The following is an 18204-nucleotide window of genomic DNA, read 5'->3' as shown; positions in this document are numbered from 1 at the left end:
CGCGCGGGCTACTGCGCGGCGGCCGGCTTCATCGCGACGATCTGCACGAGGTTGCCGCACGTGTCGTCGAAGACGGCGACGTGCGCGGTGCCGATGTCGGTGGGCGGCTGCGTGAACACGACGCCCCGGGCGGTGAGCCGCTGGTGCTCGGCGTGCACGTCGTCGACCGCGAGCTGGATCAGCGGGATGCCGTCCTCGACGAGCGCGTCGCGGTACGGCTTCACGGCCGGGTGGCCGGCGGGCTCGAGCAGCAGCTCCGGGCCGTCGGGCCGCTCGGGCGACACGACCGTGAGCCAGGCGGCGTCGCCGAGCGGCACGTCGTGCCGCTTCACGAAGCCCAGGACGTCGGTGTAGAAGGCCAGCGCCTTGCGCTGGTCGTCCACGAACACGCTGGTCAGCTCGATCCTCATGGTGCACTCCTGGCGTCGGGGGGCCACCGCCGCGTGATCTCGGCGAGCGGCTCGGGGTGGAAGTGGTGGAACTTGGACCGGCCGCGGCGCTCCGTCGACACCAGACCGGCCGACTCGAGCACCGCGAGGTGCTGGGAGACGGCCTGACGGCTCATGCTCACGCCGTGGCGCGTCACGAGGGCGGTGCAGATGTCGAACAGCGTCAGCCCGTCCCGCGCGGCGAGCTCGTCGAGCACCAGCCTGCGGGTCTCGTCGTCCAGCGCGTGGAAGATGTCGGCCACGGACCCACCATAGGCAAGTGCCCGCTTGCCTATCAACCCCCCGGGAGTCAGACGTCGACGCGGTAGTCCAGCGTCAGCTCGTCACCGGCGCGGCCACGGATCCCCCAGTGCGTGGGCGGGGCCTCGACGACGATCACCTCGAGGTCGTCGGGCCCGAGCCCGAGCGCCGGTGCGACGTCGTCGAAGAACGCGGCGATCAGCGCGCGGACGGCCGCCGGGCTGCGGCCGGTGAAGCACAGCACCTCGACGACCAGGTAGGCGTGACCGCGCGGCGCGACCAGGTCCTCGTCGTCGAGCCAGAGGAAGCGGTGGAACCGCTTCTCCTCCGGCAGTCCCCAGACGGACGTCACGGCGCGGTGGATCGCATCGGAGACCTCGCCCCGACGCGCGGCCCAGACCGATCGACGCCCGTGCACCTTCACGTGAGCCATCGCACGCCCCTCCTCGCCCTGCGCGCCGCAGCCGCCGCGCCCCGGCACCGTACAGTCGGCCGGTGCTCGTGATGCTCCCGCCCTCGGAGGGCAAGACGGCGGCCACGACCGGCGCGCCCGTCGACCTGGACGCCCTCTCCCACGCCGACCTGACGCCGCTGCGCGCGAAGGTCCTCGACGCGCTGGCCGAGGTGAGCGCCCGCGCCGACGCCACGGCCGTGCTGGGCGTCTCCGCGGGCCTGGCGGGCGAGGTCGCCCGCAACACCTCCCTGCGCGAGGCTCCGGCGGCCCCGGCGGCGCGTGTCTACACGGGAGTCCTGTACGCCGCCGCCGGGCTCGCCGGCCTGACACCGGCCGCCCGCGCCCGTGCGGCCGAGCACGTGCGGATCGTCTCCGCGCTGTGGGGCGTCGTGACGCCCGCCGACCGCATCCCGGCGTACCGCCTGTCCATGGGCACGGACCTGCCGGGGGTCGGCCCTCTCGCACCCGCGTGGCGCGATCCCCTCGGCGCCGCGCTGGACGGCGAGGCCGCCGGCGCGCTCGTCGTCGACTGCCGCTCCGCGGCCTACCTGGCGGCCTGGACGCCGCCGGCCGGTGCCGACTGGGTCACCGTGCGGGTCCTGCGCGAGGTCGACGGACGCCGGTCCGTCGTCTCGCACCACGCCAAGCACACGCGCGGCGTCCTCACCCGGCACCTGCTCACGCGGCGAGGCCGTGCCCCCCGCGACGCGGACGAGCTCGCGCACGCAGCATCCGCGCTGGTCGGGGACGCGCTGCTCGCCGTCGAGCTCGACGCTCCCCCGCGGCGAGGCGCCCGCACGCTGTCCCTCGTGGTGGCCTGAGGCCGACCGGGCCGTCAGGCCCGGCCCCACCCCTCGCTCGGCGCACCGGCGACGGCGATCTCGTCGCGCTTGTCCTCGTAGAGCCGGATGATGCTCACGGATGCGGGTGCGACGCGCAGCTGGCTCCACGTGCCGGGGTCGGCACCCATGGTGACGCCCAGGGCCGCGCGGATCGCGACGGCGTGCGACACCACGACCACCGTGCGCGGGCCGCCGGTCTGCAGCGAGTCCAGCCCCGCACGCAGCCGCACGCCGACGTCCTCGATCGACTCGCCGCCGCCCGGCGGGCGCAGCCGGCCGGACGTGTGCCACGGCTCGAGCTGCCCGGGCCAGCGCTCCTCGATCTCCTCGGCCGTCAGGCCCTGCCAGTCGCCGAAGTCCGCCTCCTGGAACGCCGCGTCCGTGCGCACGGGCAGGCCCAGCACGTCCGCGATCACGGCGGCCGTCTCCTGCGTGCGGACCATCGGCGACGCCACGAGCTCGGAGGGGTAGGCGATGTCGCCCCACAGGTCCCGCCCGACGCGGTGCACCAGGGCTCCGGCGGCGGCCGCCTGCGCGCGCCCCGTCTCGTCGAGCGGCGGCCCGGGCTCGGACGACCCGGAGTACCCCCGCGACACGGTCATGGTCGTCTGCCCGTGGCGGACGAGCACGACCGTGACGGGCTCCGCCGCGTCGAACCGGACCGGCGCGCCGTGCGCGCGCGGCGCGGCGGGCGCGCGGCGGGCGTCCTCCGCCGCCGCGGTGCCGGTGCCTGCCGGGTCGGTGGCGGTGGCGTGGTCGAGCGCGTCCGCGCCGTCCCCGCCGTGCGGCCGCTCGCTCATGGTCAGCCCCCCTCGGTCCCGCGGACGAGGATCCGTCCGCACTCCTCGCAGCGCACCACGGCGTCCGCGGGCTTCGCGCGGATCCCCTCGAGGTCCAGCGGGTTGAGCTCCAGGCGGCAGCCCTCGCACCGGTTGCCGCGCAGCGGCGCCGCGCCGCGGCCCTGGTGCTGGCCGCGCAGGCGCTCGTACAGCGCGAGGAGACCGGCGTCGATCCCGTCGGCCGCCGTCACGCGCACGGAGCGCAGGCGCTCGACCTCGGCGTCGATCTCGGCGTACCCGGCGTCGCGCTCGGCGGCGACCTTCTCGTGCTCGGTGACCAGCGCGCCGTGCGCCTGCTCGAGCTCCGCGAGGGTGCTCTCGTGCGCCTCGAGCCGCTCCATGACCTCGAGCTCGACCTCCTCGAGGTCGGACTGGCGGCGGGCGAGGCTCTCGAGCTCGCTCGACAGCGCCTGCATGTCCTTCGCGGAGCCCTGCCCCGCGTCGAGCCGCTGCCGGTTGCGCGCGGCGCGCGAGCGCACCTGCTCGACGTCCGCCTCCGCCTTCGCGAGCTCGCTGCGCAGGTCCGAGGCCGCCGTGCGGGAGGTCACCAACGCGGTGTCGAGGTCGGCGAGCTGCGCGTCGAGCTCGATCAGGCGGGCCAGCGCCGGCAGCGTGCGCCGCTTGTGCGCGAGCTGGTCGAGGCGGGTGTCGAGCTCCTGGACGTCCAGGAGGCGGCGCTGGTCGACTGCGGGTGCGCTCGTCACGGGGTTCCTTCCGGCTGGGTGCTGGCCGTCTGCGCCACGTGACCCGTCCACGGGTCGGTGGGCAGCGTGCTCACGCGGGTCTCCACCGTAGTGCCCTGCGCCTGCAGGTCCGCGACCAGGTCGGCCGCTGCGCGCGCGAGCCACGGCCACTCGGAGGCCGAGTGCGCGAGGTCGACGAGCGCCGGGCGGGGCGCGCCTCCCGCGGCCTCGAACGCCGCCCGCTCCTGCTGCTCGGACGCGGGGTGGTGGCGCAGGTCGGCGGTGACGTAGACGTCGACGTCCGCGGCGCGCACGGCGTCGAAGAGCGAGTCGCCCGACCCGCCGAGCACCGCGACGCGCCGCACGGGCATCTGCGGGTCGCCGGCCCAGCGGACCCCCTGCACCGTGGCCGGCACCGCCCGGGCGACGCCCGCCGCGAACGCGACGAGGCTCACCGGCTCGGGCAGCGTGCCCACCCGGCCGAGGCCGGTGGAGCCCGGCTCGGCCGCGAGCTCGAGCACGTCGAAGGCGGGCTCCTCGTAGGGGTGCGCGGCGCGCAGCGCGGCGAGGACCCGCGAGCGGGCGGACCGCGGCGCGACCATCTCGACCCGCGTCTCGCGCACGTGCTCCCGCCTGCCGACCGTGCCGATCGCCGGCTGCGCGCCGTCCTGCGGGGTGAAGGTCCCCTCCCCGGTCGTCGTCCACGCGCACCGCTCGTAGTCCCCGAGGGCGCCGGCGCCGGCGTCGGCGAGCGCGTCGACGAGCGCCTCGGCCTGCTCCTCCGGGACGAACACCACGACCTTGTCGAGCGCCGGCGACGGCACGGGCACGAGCGGCACGGTGTCGACGAGCCCCACGGCCTCCGCCAGCGCCTCCGCGACGCCACCGCGCGCGGCGTCCGCGTTCGTGTGCGCGGCGTACAGCGCGCAGCCGCCGCGCACGAGCCGGTGCACGAGCGCACCCTTGTAGGTGGTCGCCGCGACCGAGTGCACGCCGCGCAGGAACAGCGGGTGGTGCGTCAGGAGCAGGTCGGCGCCCCACTCCAGCGCCTCGTCCACGACGGCCGTCACCGGGTCGACCGCGAGCAGCACCCGCCGCACCGGCTCGGCGGGGTCGCCCGCGACGAGGCCGACCGCGTCCCACGACTCGGCCGTCCCGGGCGGGTACCGCTTCTCGAGCGCCGCGACGACGTCGCGCAGCGTCGGCGCGGTCACGGCAGCACCAGGGACTTCGTCACCGTCCGCTCGTCCATCGCGCGGTACGCGTCGGCCATGTCGTCCAGCGCGAACGTCCCGTCGAACACCAGGCCCGGCTCGATCGTGCCCGCCCACACGTCGGGCAGCAGGCCCTCGACGTACGCGCGCACCGGCGCGACACCGCCGAGCACGCCGATGTTCGCGCCGAACATCTGGCCGATCGGCAGCTCCGGGCCGCCCGCCGGCACGCCGACGTAGCCGACCCGGCCGCCGGGACGCACGGTGTCGAGCGACTGCTGCATCGACTCCTTCGTCCCCACGCACTCCAGCACCGCGTCCGGTCCGACGCCCCCGAGCAGGTCGCGCACGGCGGCGGCCCCCTCGTCGCCGCGCTCCGCGACCACGTCCGTGGCACCGAAGTGCACCGCGAGCGCCGCGCGCGCCTCGTGCCGCGACATCGCGACCACGCGTTCGGCGCCCAGCCGGCGCGCCGCGATGACGGCGCACAGGCCGACCGCCCCGTCGCCGACGACCGCCACCGTGGAGCCCGCCCGCACGCCGCCCGCCAGCGCGGCGTGATGGCCCGTCCCCATGACGTCGGTGAGGGTCAGCACGTGCGGCAGCAGCGCCTCGTCCGGGTGCTCGGGCGTGACCACGAGCGTGCCGTCCGCGAACGGCACGCGCACGTACTCGCCCTGGCCGCCGTCGACCATGTCGCCGTGGCGGTCCGGGCCGCCCCAGCCCGCGCCGTTGACGCAGGACGTGTGCACGCCGTTGCGGCAGTGCACGCACGTGTCGTCGCTGACGACGAACGGCGCGACGACGAAGTCGCCGACCTTCACGCGAGCGACGTCGGCCCCGACCTCCTCGACGACGCCGACGAACTCGTGCCCCATCCGGCGCGGCTCGCGCACCTCGCGCACGCCGCGGTACGGCCACAGGTCGGAGCCGCACACGCAGCTCGCGACGACGCGCAACACGGCATCGGTGGGACGGCGGACCTCGGGGTCGGGCACCTGCTCGACGCGGACGTCGCGGGGCCCGTGCAGGACGGTGGCTCGCACGGGCCGAGCCTACGTCGCCGGTAGGCTGTGCGACGCTTCAGGGGCCTGTAGCTCAGTTGGTCAGAGCGCCGCGCTTACACCGCGGAGGTCGTCGGTTCGAGACCGGCCGGGCCCACCTCGTCGCAGTCCTCCACCCCAGTAGTACACGCGTCTCCCACACGTTCACGACGCCCTTCACCACCTCCTGTGGCGCGTCGTGTCCCACATGCCGCGCCGTGGGACGATCTTAGGCGTCGAAAACGATCGTCAGGACATCTTCAACGAAGGCGCTGGCACGCTTCGAACCGGGTGCGAATCGCGTCGGATGCCCACACTGGTTCCGTAAGTCCAGATCCTGCTGAAGGACTGTCCATTCACTCTTGTCGAGCAGGGCCAACTCCCGAGCCGCGAGCAAGAATGTAGCGTCCTTAACGGCAGCAAAGTCCTCAATCTTCGTTAGGACCTTCGCTCGCGGATCATGCTTTTGCACTGCTGCTGTCACCTGCTGCCACCCCATGGCGCCAGCTCTGGACCAGAGCTCTCGGACGGCTCCCGACCAGAGGAACACAATCGCCGCCCGCAGCGCCGAGACCTCTAGACAACGAATAGCCTCTTCTACGAAACCGCGGACGATGTCGTCTTTAATACCTGCCGCGTGCTTGCGAAGTTGCGACACGTCATGCGCGATCTCAGGAACCTCGACTGGCAGGTTGAGGCGGTCTCGCACCGCTGCGATCCCGGTCATCGTGAGGTGCCACCGCCGACGTCCCTTTTGATCGAGGTCGCTCGCATCGACAAGAGCACCTGCATCTGCCATGACTTGCGCCACGTTCATTGACTTCGCGTTAGGGAGGCGGGCCGAGACGAGGGCGTTCCTGATATCGCCAACCGTCATGGCGTCGACCGACTTGTATGCGTGGTAGTAGTACAGGACCGCGAGGCACTTGTCCCGCTGCTGACCAGCCTTGAGCGGTTGAAGAAACTCGACGAGAGTCGGGGCGGGCGTCAACCCTTACCACCGACGTCGGATCGCTTCAACATCTCGTGGATGACTCGGTCTTCACCACCAACCGAGAGCGACACTCTTTCGCGGGTGGTCTCCTTGAGCCAACCCTTCGAGCCCGTCTGCGAGACCTTGGCCGCGAAAGACCCAGGCACCTTCAACTCGGCGAGTCGAAAACCGGTAAAGACAGTGTCAAGCGTGATGGTGTCTACTTCTGCGATGTTGTCCAGCCAATAGACGATTGCCAGCACTTGCTCGTTCTGGTTCGCGGGCTTCGCCCGATCCAGAAAGTCCCTCAGTGATTCCTTACCCTCAGGGCGGCCGGAAATAGACTTGTCGAAGACAAGATCACCCCCCGAACGGCGACCACCGGCGCGTCGCGCGGCCCGCTTACGCCCTCCGTTCGAAGGCGGCGTGACGTCGTTATCGCCTGCGTCGGCGGCCAGGTCAACGATGGCGTCATCGGCGTTGACGCCTGTGGCCACTGCTACGGGGCGCACCCCGAACGCGGACAGGAGGGAGTCGAGCGCGCGCTCCCGCAGGGCATCGGATTCGAACGCGTTGACGGCGGCCGCGATACGCGGCATCGCGTCGATCAGGCGCTCGAACTGGTCGTTGCTCATGTCCGCTCCCCGCATCGCTCCGTGTCGCAGCAGCATGCTCGATGCTCGATGGGAATTCCAGGACGGCATGAGCGGAGCGGCTGAAGTTCACCCACACGGCGTCTGTACTCTGAGTTGGCGAACCGGGATCTGTGTGTGCAGGTTGCTCCGACGGTGAAGGAGCGGCGGACGAACCAGTAGGTCCCATCAAGGGGGGCACGGCGGCGAAAGGGCGATTCGGGTGACTCGCCAGTCCAGTGCGCGGCGGCCCCTCAGAGCGGAAGTACCCGTCGGCCTCGCCTTGGCTAGCGCCACTCAGGCGGTGAGCGCCTCGAGCGCCTCGCGGTAGGCCGCGATCGGGCGCGCCTCGCCGCGGGGGTTGACCACCGACCAGCGCACCACGCCCTCGGCGTCGAGCAGGAAGCTGCCCCGCAGCGCGAGTCCGTGCTCCTCGTCGAACACGCCGTAGGCGCGGGCGGCGGCGCCGTGCGGCCAGAAGTCGGACAGCAGCTCGAACCCGTGCCGCTCCTGCTCCGACCACGCCCGCAGGGCGAACATCGGGTCGCAGGAGACCCCGAGGAGCGTCACGCCGGCCGCGTCGAACGCGGCGAGGTTGTCCCGCAGCTCGCACAGTTCGCCGGAGCAGATGCGCGAGAACGCGAACGGGAAGAAGACGAGCGCCACGGGCCCCCCGCGCAGCTTGCGCAGCGTGACGGGGCTGCCGTGGGTGTCCGGCAGGGTGAGGTCCGGTGCGACGTCCCCGACGGCGGGGACGCTCACCGTCGCGTCACTTGCCGCGGCCGCGGGTGGCCAGGCGCGTCGCCGACCAGTCGGGGCCGATGGAGAACGTCGTCATCGCGTGCAGGCCCGACGTCGTCGCGGCCTCCTCGATGTCGCTGTGCTTCACGTGCCCGGGGCGACCGGACTTCGGCGTGAAGACCCAGATCGGGCCGTTGTCCTCCAGGACCGTCATGGCGTCGACGAGGAAGTCGGTCAGGTCGCCGTCGTCGTCGCGGAACCAGATGACCGCGCCGTCCGTGACGTCGTCGTACTCCTCGTCCACGAGCTCGTTGCCCGTGATCGCCTCGAGCCCGGTGCGGAGGTTCTCGTCGACGTCGTCGTCGTAACCCAGCTCCTGCACGACCTGCCCGGCCACGAAGCCGAGACGAGCGGCCGCCTGCGTCGCGGCGTCGTCCGCGGTGGAAGACACGTCCGGCCCGTTCCCTTCTGCCTGACGGCTGAGACGGGGGCCGAGGCCCCCACCAGCAGACCCTCCTGACGGGTCCGCCTGCCGATGTCGGCACACGTTAGCCCACCTGAGCGCTCCCGTCCCCGGCAAGCGCCCGCACCCGCCGGACCGCGCCCGTGTCGCCGACGTCACGGTCACCGGTGTGACTTTCGACCCCGCCAGGTCCGAGAATGGTCGGACCACCCGCAGCCGCGACCGCTCGCCACCCGTGCGAGACGCCCGACCGCGGGACTTCCAGGGCGCACCGGGGCGGACCGCACCGGGTGCGCACGAGACGCGAAGGAGCACCCGGTGGCTTCCATCGACGAGACGGGCCCGCTCATCGGCGGCCTGCTCAGCCAGGTCCCCGACATCGACCCGGAGGAGACCGGTGAGTGGGTCGAGTCGCTCGACGGCCTGATCGACGAGAAGGGCGGACCGCGCGCGCGGTACGTCCTCATGAGCATGCTGCGCCACGCGCGGCAGCGGAACGTGGCGATCCCGGCGTCGCTCAACACCCCGTACGTGAACACCATCGCGGTGCACAACGAGCCGTACTTCCCCGGTGACGAGGTCATGGAGCGGCGCTACCGCTCGTGGATCCGCTGGAACGCCGCCGTCATGGTGACGCGCGCGCAGCGTCCGGGCGTCGCCGTCGGCGGCCACATCTCGTCGTACGCGTCGGTCGCGACGCTGACCGAGGTCGGCCTCAACCACTTCTTCCGCGGCAAGGACCACCCGGGCGGCGGCGACCAGGTCTTCTTCCAGGGTCACGCCTCCCCCGGCGTCTACGCCCGCGCCCTGCTCGAGGGCCGGCTGACCGAGCAGCAGCTCGACGGCTTCCGCCAGGAGGTCTCGCACCCGGGCGGCGGCCTGCCGTCGTACCCGCACCCGCGCCTCGCGCCGCAGCTGTGGGAGTTCCCGACCGTGTCCATGGGCCTGGGCCCTGCCGGCGCCATCTACCAGGCGTGGACGAACAAGTACCTGCACAACCGCGGCATCAAGGACACGAGCCAGCAGGACGTGTGGGCGTTCCTCGGCGACGGCGAGATGGACGAGCCCGAGTCGCGCGGCATGCTCCAGCACGCGGCGCAGCAGGGCCTGGACAACCTCACGTTCGTCGTGAACTGCAACCTGCAGCGCCTCGACGGGCCGGTCCGCGGCAACGGCAAGATCATCCAGGAGCTCGAGGCGCAGTTCCGCGGCGCCGGCTGGAACGTCATCAAGGTCATCTGGGGCCGCGAGTGGGACGCCCTGCTCAACGCGGACAAGGACCGCGCCCTCGTGCACCTGATGAACTCGACGCCGGACGGCGACTTCCAGACGTTCCGCGCCGAGAACGGCGCGTTCATCCGTGAGCACTTCTTCGGCCGCGACCCGCGCACCAAGGCGCTCGTCGAGAAGATGACGGACGACGAGATCTGGGCGCTCAAGCGCGGCGGCCACGACTACCGCAAGCTCTACGCCGCCTACAAGGCCGCACGCGAGCACACGGGCCAGCCGACGGTGATCCTCGCCCACACGATCAAGGGCTACGGGCTCGGCTCCGGCTTCGCGGGACGCAACGCGACGCACCAGATGAAGAAGCTCAAGATCGACGAGCTCAAGACCCTGCGCGACTCGCTGCACATCCCGATCAGCGACGAGCAGCTCGAGGCCGACCCGTACCTGCCGCCGTACTACAACCCCGGTCCCGAGGACCCGGCGATCCAGTACATGCTCGAGCGCCGCCGCCAGCTCGGCGGCTTCGTGCCGGAGCGCCGGACCGCGCACACGCCGGTCAAGCTCCCCGAGCCGAAGCTGTACGAGGGTCTGGCCAAGGGCTCGGGCACGCAGGAGGTCGCCTCGACGATGGCGCTCGTGCGCCTGTTCAAGGACCTGCTGAAGGACAAGGAGTTCGGCCACCGCCTGGTGCCGATCATCCCGGACGAGGCGCGCACCTTCGGGCTCGACTCGATCTTCCCGAGCGCGAAGATCTTCAACACCAACGGCCAGAACTACATGGCCGTCGACCGCGCGCTGATGCTCTCCTACAAGGAGAGCGAGGCCGGGCAGATCATGCACACCGGCATCAACGAGGCCGGGTCGGCCGCCGCGTTCCAGGCCGTCGGAACGTCGTACGCGACGCACGGCGAGCCGCTGATCCCGTTCTACTTCTACTACTCGATGTTCGGGTTCCAGCGGACGGGCGACCAGTTCTGGGCCGCCGGCGACCAGATGGCGCGCGGGTTCCTCATCGGCGCCACCGCCGGCCGCACCACCCTGACCGGCGAGGGCCTGCAGCACGCCGACGGGCACTCGCCGCTCCTCGCGGGCACCATGCCGCACGTCGTGCACTACGACCCGGCCTACGGGTACGAGATCCGGCACATCGTCCGCGACGGCATCGAGCGCATGTACGGCGACGGGTCCGACGGCCGCGACCAGAACGTCATCTACTACCTGACGGTCTACAACGAGCCGATGGTCCAGCCGGCGGAGCCGGAGGACGTGGACGTCGAGGGCATCCTCAAGGGCATCCACCTCATCGCCCCCGCCGAGGGCGACGGGCCGCGGGCCCAGATCCTCGCGTCCGGCGTCGGGGTGCCGTGGGCGCTCGAGGCGCAGAAGCTCCTCGCCGAGGACTGGGGCGTGCGCGCCGCGGTGTGGTCGGTCACCAGCTGGAACGAGCTGCGCCGCGACGCCCTGGCCGCCGAGCAGCACGCGTTCCTGCACCCGGGCGAGGAGCCGCGCGCGCCGTACCTCACGGCGAAGCTCCAGGGCGCCGAGGGGCCGTTCGTCGCCACGACGGACTACGACCACCTCGTCGCCGACCAGGTGCGCGCGTGGGTCCCGGGCCGCTACGCCACGCTCGGCGCGGACGGCTTCGGCTTCTCCGACACCCGCGCGGCGGCCCGCCGGCACTTCAAGATCGACGGCCCGTCGACCGCGGTGCGCGTGCTCCAGCAGCTCGTGCTCGAGGGCAAGGTCGACGCGTCCCTGCCGGCGCAGGCGATCGAGCGCTACCGGCTGCACGACGTCACGGCCGGCACGTCCGGCAACACGGGCGGCGACTCCTGACGGGTCGCGGCCAGCGCTGAACGCGACGAGCGGGCGGCCCCGGGAGACCGGGGACCGCCCGCTCGTGGCGTCCGGGGTGAGCGCGCCGGGACCGCCGCGCCGTACGTCAGGTGCCGGGGATCGACTGCTCCGCCTGGGCGACCTGCCGCGCCAGCTCGGCGCGCAGGTCCGCGATCGCCCGCTGGTCGGGGTACAGGTCGAGAGAGGCCAGGTGCTGCTTCGCGTCGAGCGGGCGGTCGGCCTCGATCGCGGCGCGCACGAGCTGGCGGGCGACCTCGGGGTCGTGCTCGCGGGGGCGCCAGTGGCCGACGCCCAGGTTGAGGGCGTCCACCGGCAGGCCCGCGTCGCACAGCAGCGCGAGCGCCTCGACCAGCGCTCGCCCGGAGGTGTCACGCTCGGCGGCCGTGGTGAGCCGGCGGATGGTGCCCTCGTGGTCGTCGCGGACCGAGAGCCGGCCGAGCTCGATGAGCGGGTACCAGGCGCGTGGGTTGCCCGAGAGCTCCTCACCGAGCGACCACACGGCGAGGTCGGCGGCCTGCTGCCGCTCGCTCTCGACGTTCGGCGCGGTCAGCGGGTCCTCCTCCGGGACCTGCTCCGCGGCGCGACGGCGGACGATCTCGGCGAGGGCCTGGAACGCCCGCTCGTTGTTCGGGTCGTCGCTCAGCATCGAGCGCAGGGCGTCCTCGTGGAGGGTGTCCCCACGGCGCGACGCCGTCGTCGGACGACGCGCCCCGACCCGTGAGGCCGAGGTCGGTCGCCGCATGAGCTGGCGCAGTCGAGGCAGGAGAGCCATGCCGAGACCCTATCCGTTCCGTCCCGTCCGCACCTGTCCTGAGCGTCCGCGCAGCCGCCGCGCGCCCCGACGGGCTTTGTCGACTTCCCACAAGCCGCGCCCCTATGCTCGCTCGCATGACGTCCCCTTCCCCGGCTGGTCGCACGGGTTCGCCGACGCCGGACGCGGTGCCCGACGACGTCGCCGACGGGGCGCACCCCGTGGTCGCCCGGCCGCGGCCCGCCTCGCCACGGACGCGTCCCGTCCGCCCGGGCCAGGGGGCCGGCAGGAACGGTGAGAGCACGGAGGCCGGCGGCACCGAGACCCAGCGCCGCGTGCGCGAGGGCGCGGGGCAGCTCGCCGTCGCGGCCATGCGGCGGCTGGACGCCGACCTCGAGTGGTACCGCGCGCTGCCGGCGGAGGACCGGTCCTGGGTCAACCTCGTCGCGCAGGCCGGCATCACCGCGTTCGTCACGTGGTTCGCCGACCCGACGCGACCGCCGCACGGCGTGGGCGAGATCTTCGCCGCGGCGCCGCCGGAGCTGACGCGGTCGATCTCGCTGCAGCACACGCTGCAGCTCGTGCGGGTCGTCGTCGACGTCGTCGAGACGCACAGCGACCGGCTCGCCGCACCCGGGGCGGAGCGTGAGCTGCGCGAGGCGGTGCTGCGCTACTCGCGCGAGGTGGCCTTCTCCGCGGCCGAGGTGTACGCGCGGGCGGCGGAGGTGCGGGGCGGCTGGGACGCGCGGCTCGAGGCGCTGGTGGTCGACGCGCTCGTGCGCGGCGACGCCGACGACGCGCTGCGCTCGCGCGTCGCCGCGATCGGCTGGAGCGGGCGCGGGGCGACGATGGTGGTCGTCGGCACGACGGCCGCCCACCTCGACGAGGTGCGCGTCGCCGACCTGCGCCGGGCGACGCGCCGCGCCGCGGACGACGCGCTGGTCGGCATCCTCGGGGACCGCCTCGTCGTGTTCCTCGGCGGCGAGGGCGACCTGCGCGCCGCGGCGATGGGGCTGCTGCCGCGGTTCGGGCCCGGCCCCGTCGTCATCGGCCCGCCGGCCGCCGGGCTGGTGGAGAGCACGGCGTCGGCGCGCGCGGCGCTCGCGGGGTTGCAGGCGGCGGCGGGCTGGGACCAGGTGCCGCGGCCCGTGCTCGCGGACGACTTGCTGCCCGAGCGCGTCCTGGTCGGCGACGCCGAGGCGCGCCGCGCACTGGTCGAGCGCGCCTTCGTGCCGCTCGCCGCCAGCCAGGGGTCGCTGCTCGAGACGCTCTCGGCGTACCTGGGTGCGGGGCGGTCGCTGGAGGCCGCGGCGCGCACCCTGTACGTCCACCCGAACACGGTCCGCTACCGGCTGCGCCGCGTCGCCGACGTGACGGGGTGGGACCCCCTCGACGCCCGCGAGTCGTACGTCCTGCAGACCGCGCTCGCCGTCGGACGCCTCGACACCGCGCGCGACTGACCGTCCCGGCCGGCCCGACCCTTTGTACAGGTGCAACAAGGCTGGCACACGAGGTTGGTACGAGCCGTGACCGGGTGCCCGCCCGGCGGGACGGCACAGTGGTGCCCGTGCTCGTCGTCGCCTGCCCTGGTCAGGGCGCTCAGTCCCCCGGCATGCTCGCCGCCTGGCTCGAGGTCGACGGGTTCGCGGACGTCCTCGCGCACGCCGGCGAGGTCACGGGCGCGGACCTGACCGCCCACGGCACCACGTCGGACGCGGACACCATCCGCGACACCGCGGTCGCGCAGCCGCTCCTGGTCGCCACGGCGCTCGCGAGCCTGCGCGCGGTGCTCGACGCCCCGCTCGGCACCGACCTGGCGCAGGTCGTCCCGGGCCGCGTCGACGTGGCCGCCGGGCACTCGGTCGGCGAGCTCGCGGCCGCGGCGGTCGCGGGCGTGCTGAGCGACGACGACGCGCTCGCCCTCGTCGCCGTGCGCGGTGCCGCCATGGCCCGGGCCGCCGCGGCGACGCCCACGGGCATGAGCGCCGTGCTCGGCGGGGACCCGGACGAGGTCCTGGCACGGCTGTCCGCGCTGGGGCTCGTGCCCGCGAACGTCAACGGGGGCGGCCAGGTGGTCGCGGCGGGCACGCTGGACGCCCTGGCGGCGCTCGCCGCGGAGCCGCCGACCCGGGCGCGCGTGGTGCCGCTGCAGGTCGCCGGCGCGTTCCACACCGAGCACATGGCGCCCGCGGTCGACGAGCTGGCGGCCGCCGCCGCGCGCGTCGCACCGCGTGACCCCGCCGTGACGCTGCTCGGCAACGCGGACGGTGCCGCGGTCGCCGACGGCGCGGACGCGCTCGCGCGCGTCGTCGCGCAGGTCGCCCGCCCCGTCCGCTGGGACCTGTGCCAGAGCACGCTGCTCGACCTCGGCGTGACCGCCCTGCTCGAGGTCGCCCCCGGCGGGGTCCTCACCGGTCTCGCCCGGCGTACGCTGCCAGGGGTCGAGACCGTGGCGCTGAAGTCGCCCGCCGACCTCGACGCGGCGCGCGATCTCGTGCGCCGCCACGCCGGCGGCGCGCAGCCGTCCCCCTCGACCACGCAGGAGAGCACGTCGTGACCCGTCCGACCCTGACGCAGTCCACCGGCCCCGCCCACACCCGCATCCTCGGGATCGGCGGTGTCCGTGGCGAGCGCGTCGTGCCCAACGACGACCTGGTCGGGCCCATCGACTCCTCGGACGAGTGGATCCGCCAGCGCACCGGCATCGTCACCCGCCGCCGCGCCGGCGCCGAGACGGACGTCCTCGACCTCGCCGAGGGAGCCGCGCGGGCGGCGCTCGAGAACGCCGGCCTGACGGGTGCCGACATCGACGCGGTGATCCTGTCGACCGTCACGTACTTCCACCAGACGCCGGCCGGCGCCGCGATCGTCGCCGACCGCATCGGCGCGACCCCCGCCGCGGCGTTCGACATCTCGGCCGCCTGCGCCGGCTACTGCTACGGCATCGGCCAGGCGGACGCGCTCGTGCGCGCGGGCACGGCCCGCCACGTGCTCGTCATCGGCGCCGAGAAGATGAGCGACTTCGTCGACCCGACCGACCGCACCATCTCCTTCCTGCTCGGCGACGGCGCGGGCGCCGTCGTGGTCGGCCCCAGCGACACGCCGGGCATCGGCCCGACCGTGTGGGGCTCCGACGGCGGCCAGGCGCAGGCGATCCGGCAGACGCACTCGTGGCTCGCCACGCGCGACGAGGGCCTGGGGTGGCCCACGCTGCGCCAGGAGGGGCAGAGCGTCTTCAAGTGGGCCGTGTGGCAGATGGCGCCGGTCGCGCAGAAGGCGATGGACGCGGCGGGCGTGACCGCCGACGACATCGAGGCGTTCATCCCCCACCAGGCGAACATGCGGATCATCGACCAGATGATCAAGCAGCTGAAGCTGCCCGAGTCGGTCGTGGTCGGCCGTGACATCGCGGACACCGGCAACACGTCGGCGGCGTCGATCCCGCTGGCCACCGAGCGGCTCCTGCGCGAGGGGCAGGTGCCCTCGGGTGCGCTCGCGCTGCAGATCGGCTTCGGCGCCGGCCTCGTCTACGCCGCGCAGGTCGTCGTCCTGCCCTGAGCCCGTGCCGCGGAGCGGGGGCGCAGGACGCCCCGGGTACCGTCAGCACGTTTCGTCCGAGCACCACCCGACACGAGGAGACATCGATGGCGTACAGCGAGCAGGAGATCCTGGCCGGCCTGGCCGAGATCGTCAGCGAGGAGACGGGCCTGCCGGCCGACTCCGTCCTGCCCGAGAAGTCCTTCACCGACGACCTGGACATCGACTCGCTGTCGATGATGACGATCGTCACCCTCGCCGAGGAGAAGTTCGACGTCCGCATCCCCGACGACGAGGTCAAGAACCTCACGACGGTCGGCGACGCGGTGAGCTTCATCAACGGCGCCCAGGCGGCCTGACGGCCCCACGCACGCGCGGCGGGGCGACGCACGTCGCCCCGCCGCACCGCACACCACCCGAGGAGCACCCATGAGCACCGTCCCCGAGGTCGTCGTCACCGGCCTGGGCGCGACCACGCCGCTCGGCGGCGACGTCCCGTCCACGTGGCAGGCAGCCCTGGCGGGCGAGTCGGGTGCGCGCACCCTCGAGAACGACTGGGCCGAGCGCTACGACATCCCGGTCACCTTCGCCGCCCAGCTGCGCGTCGCACCCGACCAGGTGCTGCCGCGCCCCGAGCTCAAGCGCATGGACCCCTCCGCGCAGTACGCGGTCATCGCGACCCGCGAGGCGTGGAAGGACGCGGGCTCCCCCGAGGTCGACGGCGACCGCCTCGGCGCGGTCGTGTCGTCCGGCATCGGCGGCATCTGGACCACCCTCGACGCGTGGGACACGCTGCGTGAGAAGGGTGGCCGGCGCGTCCTGCCGATGACCGTGCCCATGCTCATGCCGAACTCCCCCGTGGCGTACGTGTCCCTCGAGCTCGGTGCCCGCGCCGGTGCGCACGCGCTCGTCTCGGCCTGCGCCTCCGGCGCCGAGGCCATCGGCTACGCGGTCGACATGATCCGCTCGGGCCGGGCCGACGTCGTCGTCGCCGGCGGCACCGAGGCGGCGATCCACCCGATGCCGGTCGCGGCCTTCGCGGCGTCCCGCACGCTCTCGACCCGCAACGACGACCCGACGGCCGCCTCGCGGCCCTACGACACGGCCCGCGACGGCTTCGTCCTCGGTGAGGGCGCCGGCATCGTCGTGCTCGAGAGCGCCGAGCACGCCCGCGCCCGCGGCGCCCGCGTGTACGCGCGCATCGCCGGCGTCGGCCTGTCCGCCGACGGCTACCACATCACGTCGCCGGAGCCGTCGGGCGACGGCCAGATCCGCGCCATGCAGGCCGCGCTGGCCGACTCGGGCGTGGCCGCGGCCGACGTGCACCACGTCAACGCGCACGCGACGTCGACCGTGGTGGGCGACCTCATCGAGGCGCGCAGCATCCGCGGCGTCCTCGGCTCCGACGCCGACCACGTCGCGCTGTCGGCGACCAAGTCGATGACCGGGCACCTGCTCGGCGGCGCCGGCGCGCTCGAGACGATCTTCGCCGTCCTGGCGCTCCACGAGCGGCAGGCCCCGCCGACGATCAACGTCGAGGACCCCGACCCCGAGCTCGTGCTCGACCTCGTGCGCGACAAGCCGCGCACGCTGCCCGACGGGCAGGTCGCGGCCATCAACAACTCGTTCGGCTTCGGCGGCCACAACGTCGCGCTGCTCGTCACGTCGGTCTGACGCCGGGCGGCCCTAGCCGCCGGTCCGGACGAACAGCTCCCCCGGCAGGTCGGGCGACCACGTCGCCCGACCGTCGGCGTGCACACGCACGAGGGGGTACGGGTACGCGGCCCGCAGCCGACCCGGGTCGGCGAAGAACAGGGCGGTGGCGAGGCCGTCGGCCAGCATCGCGTCCGGTGCCAGCGCCCAGGTCGCGACGACGTCGCGCGTCGGCAGGCCGGTGCGCGCGTCGAGGACGTGGTGCAGCCCGTCCCCCCAGGCGCGCCGGTCCACGGCGGACGCGCAGAGCGCGCCGTCGCGCAGCTCGACCACGCCCAGGACGCGCCCGGGGTCCCCCGGCACCTGCAGCCCGACGCGCAGCGGGTCGACGCCGCGGTGCACCATGTCGCCGCCGGCGCCGACGACGTACTCGTCGACGCCGGCGCGGCCGAGCTCCGCGGCGACCAGGTCCACGAGCTGCCCCTTGCCCGCGGCCCCGACGTCCAGCAGCACCGGCGTCCGCGCGGTGACGACGCAGCCCGTGAGTCCGAGCACGTCCCCGGGCGGGGCGGGCACCGGCGCGCCGCGGGTGGCGCAGGCTCA

20 protein-coding genes and 1 tRNA gene are annotated in these 18204 nt (G+C 73.7%); 8 read left to right on the top strand and 13 right to left on the bottom strand.

From position 1 onward, the window contains the following. Window positions 1-8: 8 nt before the first annotated feature. From FB586_RS12675 to FB586_RS12665, 3 genes are read right to left on the bottom strand one after another with little or no spacing between them, the layout of a single operon-like run. Window positions 9-410 (bottom strand): VOC family protein, encoded by a 402-nt coding sequence (locus FB586_RS12675; protein WP_136519711.1) that lies wholly within the window; start codon window positions 408-410, stop codon window positions 9-11. Next, window positions 407-691 carry an ArsR/SmtB family transcription factor gene (locus FB586_RS12670; protein WP_187697875.1) on the bottom strand — a complete coding sequence of 95 codons (285 nt, stop codon included), beginning with the start codon at window positions 689-691 and terminating at the stop codon, window positions 407-409. The genes FB586_RS12675 and FB586_RS12670 overlap by 4 nt, the downstream gene beginning before the upstream one ends. A gap of 47 nt (window positions 692-738) precedes the next feature. Next, window positions 739-1122: a tautomerase family protein gene (locus FB586_RS12665; RefSeq protein WP_136519710.1), complete on the bottom strand. Its 384-nt coding sequence runs from the start codon at window positions 1120-1122 to the stop codon at window positions 739-741. A 62-nt stretch (window positions 1123-1184) separates the two neighbouring features. Between FB586_RS12665 and FB586_RS12660 the strand changes: the two genes are divergently transcribed. Beyond that, a complete protein-coding gene (locus tag FB586_RS12660) occupies window positions 1185-1964 on the top strand; it encodes a YaaA family protein (protein ID WP_136519709.1) in 780 nt (259 codons plus the stop codon). A gap of 14 nt (window positions 1965-1978) precedes the next feature. Here the strand turns inward: FB586_RS12660 and FB586_RS12655 are convergent, their stop codons facing one another. From FB586_RS12655 to FB586_RS12640, 4 genes are read right to left on the bottom strand one after another with little or no spacing between them, the layout of a single operon-like run. Further along, window positions 1979-2785, bottom strand: coding sequence for a histidine phosphatase family protein (locus tag FB586_RS12655; protein ID WP_136519708.1), 807 nt, complete (start codon window positions 2783-2785; stop codon window positions 1979-1981). A 2-nt stretch (window positions 2786-2787) separates the two neighbouring features. Further along, window positions 2788-3528, bottom strand: coding sequence for a zinc ribbon domain-containing protein (locus tag FB586_RS12650; protein ID WP_136519707.1), 741 nt, complete (start codon window positions 3526-3528; stop codon window positions 2788-2790). Further along, window positions 3525-4721 carry a Nif3-like dinuclear metal center hexameric protein gene (locus FB586_RS12645; protein WP_136519706.1) on the bottom strand — a complete coding sequence of 399 codons (1197 nt, stop codon included), beginning with the start codon at window positions 4719-4721 and terminating at the stop codon, window positions 3525-3527. The genes FB586_RS12650 and FB586_RS12645 overlap by 4 nt, the downstream gene beginning before the upstream one ends. Next, on the bottom strand, window positions 4718-5767 hold the full coding sequence (locus FB586_RS12640; RefSeq protein WP_136519705.1) for a zinc-dependent alcohol dehydrogenase family protein: 1050 nt from the start codon (window positions 5765-5767) through the stop codon (window positions 4718-4720). The genes FB586_RS12645 and FB586_RS12640 overlap by 4 nt, the downstream gene beginning before the upstream one ends. 41 nt (window positions 5768-5808) lie before the next feature. Between FB586_RS12640 and FB586_RS12635 the strand changes: the two genes are divergently transcribed. Continuing rightward, a tRNA-Val gene (locus FB586_RS12635) sits at window positions 5809-5882 on the top strand. Window positions 5883-5993: 111 nt separating this feature from the next. Here the strand turns inward: FB586_RS12635 and FB586_RS12630 are convergent. The 4 genes from FB586_RS12630 to FB586_RS12615 form a co-directional block, all read right to left on the bottom strand. Then, a complete protein-coding gene (locus FB586_RS12630) occupies window positions 5994-6755 on the bottom strand; it encodes a hypothetical protein (protein WP_136519704.1) in 762 nt (253 codons plus the stop codon). Further along, window positions 6752-7372 (bottom strand): hypothetical protein, encoded by a 621-nt coding sequence (locus FB586_RS12625; RefSeq protein WP_136519703.1) that lies wholly within the window; start codon window positions 7370-7372, stop codon window positions 6752-6754. Before FB586_RS12625 ends, FB586_RS12630 begins: the two co-directional genes overlap by 4 nt. A gap of 294 nt (window positions 7373-7666) precedes the next feature. Continuing rightward, on the bottom strand, window positions 7667-8131 hold the full coding sequence (locus tag FB586_RS12620; RefSeq protein WP_136519702.1) for a peroxiredoxin: 465 nt from the start codon (window positions 8129-8131) through the stop codon (window positions 7667-7669). A gap of 7 nt (window positions 8132-8138) precedes the next feature. Then, window positions 8139-8561 (bottom strand): DUF3052 domain-containing protein, encoded by a 423-nt coding sequence (locus FB586_RS12615; protein ID WP_136519701.1) that lies wholly within the window; start codon window positions 8559-8561, stop codon window positions 8139-8141. Window positions 8562-8891: 330 nt separating this feature from the next. Here FB586_RS12615 and aceE point away from each other — a divergent pair, with 330 nt between their 5' ends. Further along, window positions 8892-11639, top strand: coding sequence for a pyruvate dehydrogenase (acetyl-transferring), homodimeric type (gene aceE, locus FB586_RS12610; protein ID WP_136519700.1), 2748 nt, complete (start codon window positions 8892-8894; stop codon window positions 11637-11639). Window positions 11640-11745: 106 nt separating this feature from the next. Here aceE and FB586_RS12605 read toward each other — a convergent pair whose 3' ends face one another. Beyond that, entirely contained in the window at window positions 11746-12432 is a 687-nt protein-coding gene (locus tag FB586_RS12605; protein WP_168800556.1) for a hypothetical protein, read from the bottom strand. 116 nt (window positions 12433-12548) lie between these two features. Here FB586_RS12605 and FB586_RS12600 point away from each other — a divergent pair, with 116 nt between their 5' ends. The 5 genes from FB586_RS12600 (at window position 12549) to fabF (ending at window position 17622) form a co-directional block, all read left to right on the top strand. Then, complete coding sequence (locus FB586_RS12600) at window positions 12549-13871, top strand: PucR family transcriptional regulator (protein WP_246036744.1); 1323 nt, start codon at window positions 12549-12551, stop codon at window positions 13869-13871. Window positions 13872-13978: 107 nt separating this feature from the next. Then, a complete protein-coding gene (locus FB586_RS12595; RefSeq protein ID WP_136519699.1) occupies window positions 13979-14968 on the top strand; it encodes an ACP S-malonyltransferase in 990 nt (329 codons plus the stop codon). Beyond that, window positions 14965-15969, top strand: a complete 1005-nt coding sequence (locus FB586_RS12590; protein ID WP_136519698.1) for a beta-ketoacyl-ACP synthase III — start codon at window positions 14965-14967, stop codon at window positions 15967-15969. Before FB586_RS12595 ends, FB586_RS12590 begins: the two co-directional genes overlap by 4 nt. Window positions 15970-16055: 86 nt before the next feature. Then, entirely contained in the window at window positions 16056-16307 is a 252-nt protein-coding gene (locus FB586_RS12585; protein WP_136519697.1) for an acyl carrier protein, read from the top strand. A 70-nt stretch (window positions 16308-16377) separates the two neighbouring features. Next, entirely contained in the window at window positions 16378-17622 is a 1245-nt protein-coding gene (gene fabF, locus FB586_RS12580) for a beta-ketoacyl-ACP synthase II (RefSeq protein ID WP_136519696.1), read from the top strand. A 12-nt stretch (window positions 17623-17634) separates the two neighbouring features. Here the strand turns inward: fabF and FB586_RS20200 are convergent, their stop codons facing one another. Beyond that, window positions 17635-18177, bottom strand: a complete 543-nt coding sequence (locus FB586_RS20200; protein ID WP_281276675.1) for an FAD:protein FMN transferase — start codon at window positions 18175-18177, stop codon at window positions 17635-17637. Between the last annotated feature and the right edge of the window lie 27 nt (window positions 18178-18204).

Origin of the sequence: Cellulomonas telluris (assembly GCF_004886325.1) — a bacterium.
Taxonomy (GTDB): domain Bacteria; phylum Actinomycetota; class Actinomycetes; order Actinomycetales; family Cellulomonadaceae; genus Cellulomonas; species Cellulomonas telluris.
The sequence above is the reverse complement of the archived record's forward strand: the minus strand, read 5'-3'. Positions and strand labels throughout refer to the sequence as shown.

Bases quoted from the DNA above. Each gene is read 5' to 3' on its own strand.
- FB586_RS12605 (WP_168800556.1), bottom strand. From the start codon at position 12,432: ATGGCTCTCCTGCCTCGACTGCGCCAGCTCATGCGGCGACCGACCTCG.
- FB586_RS12585 (WP_136519697.1), top strand. From the start codon at position 16,056: ATGGCGTACAGCGAGCAGGAGATCCTGGCCGGCCTGGCCGAGATCGTC.
- FB586_RS12675 (WP_136519711.1), bottom strand. From the start codon at position 410: ATGAGGATCGAGCTGACCAGCGTGTTCGTGGACGACCAGCGCAAGGCG.
- FB586_RS12655 (WP_136519708.1), bottom strand. From the start codon at position 2,785: ATGAGCGAGCGGCCGCACGGCGGGGACGGCGCGGACGCGCTCGACCAC.
- FB586_RS12600 (WP_246036744.1), top strand. From the start codon at position 12,549: ATGACGTCCCCTTCCCCGGCTGGTCGCACGGGTTCGCCGACGCCGGAC.
- fabF (WP_136519696.1), top strand. From the start codon at position 16,378: ATGAGCACCGTCCCCGAGGTCGTCGTCACCGGCCTGGGCGCGACCACG.
- FB586_RS12625 (WP_136519703.1), bottom strand. From the start codon at position 7,372: ATGAGCAACGACCAGTTCGAGCGCCTGATCGACGCGATGCCGCGTATC.
- FB586_RS12665 (WP_136519710.1), bottom strand. From the start codon at position 1,122: ATGGCTCACGTGAAGGTGCACGGGCGTCGATCGGTCTGGGCCGCGCGT.